This is a genomic window from Mesorhizobium sp. M4A.F.Ca.ET.020.02.1.1 (genome assembly GCF_004022645.1).
Classification (GTDB): Bacteria; Pseudomonadota; Alphaproteobacteria; order Rhizobiales; family Rhizobiaceae; genus Mesorhizobium.
This window is the reverse complement of record NZ_RZOI01001238.1, coordinates 1-852: the sequence shown is the minus strand read 5'-3', so window position 1 is coordinate 852 and position 852 is coordinate 1. Positions and strand designations below refer to the sequence as shown.

Below are 852 nucleotides of genomic sequence, written 5' to 3'. Positions count from 1 at the left end.
GGGTTGACCGCGGGGACGAGCGGCGCGGCGACCGGGGCCGGCGGCTGGCCGAGGCTGCTGATCGAGGCGCTGACGCTGGCGATGAGGTCGCTGAGGCCGGAGGCAGGCAGACGGTTCTTCTCGACATAGGCGGAAACGATGTGGGCGGTAAGCTCGAGCAGGTCGATTTCCTTGCGAGCGTCGTTGCTGTCGTCGGCCAATTTATGTCTCCGTCGGTAGGGGGATGGCGCGACTCCTAGTCGGCAAATCTGGATAACGCAATGACTTCGCGCCACGAAACACGTTATTTTGAACAACTATACTGAGCTATAATACTATCAGACGATCAGCGCCTTGTCGCGCCACAGTCGAAAACCGCCCTCGAAAGCGCGCGTATTGTCGCCGCGCCTGGAATCGGCGGGCATTTCATCAAGCTTGTCGACATTGCCGCCGCCGATGACCACGTAGTCCGGCTGCAGGGCGGCGCGAAGCCTGTCGACGACATCGAAGACGGATTTGCGCCATTTCCTCTTGCCGCGTTTCTCCAGCCCGCGCTCGCCGACATAGTCCTCGAAGCTGCCGCCCTTCCTGTAGGGAAGATGGGCGAGTTCCATCGGCTGGGCGACATTGTCGACGATCATCGCGGCGCCGAGGCCGGTGCCGAGGCCGAGGAACAGCATGCGGCCGCCCTCATAGCTGCCGATGGCCTGCATCAGCGCGTCGTTGATAACCTTCACCGGCTTGCCGAAGGCGGCGGCGAAGTCGTAGCCCGCCCAACCCTTGCCGAGATTGGCGGGGTCGGCGAAAGGCCGGTTGTGGGCGACCGGACCGGGGTAGCCCATCGAAATCAGGTCATAGGGCAGGCCTTCGGCC

Annotated in this window: 2 protein-coding genes; both read right to left on the bottom strand. The window is 63.3% G+C overall.

Annotation, left to right across the window (positions count from 1 at the left end; all coding sequences use genetic code 11):
* Positions 1 to 200: MucR family transcriptional regulator (locus EN742_RS36340; protein ID WP_189375759.1), on the bottom strand; the 200-nt coding region annotated here is incomplete at its 3' end.
* 117 nt (positions 201 to 317) lie between these two features.
* Positions 318 to 852: ROK family protein (locus EN742_RS36335; RefSeq protein WP_148670587.1), on the bottom strand; the 535-nt coding region annotated here is incomplete at its 5' end.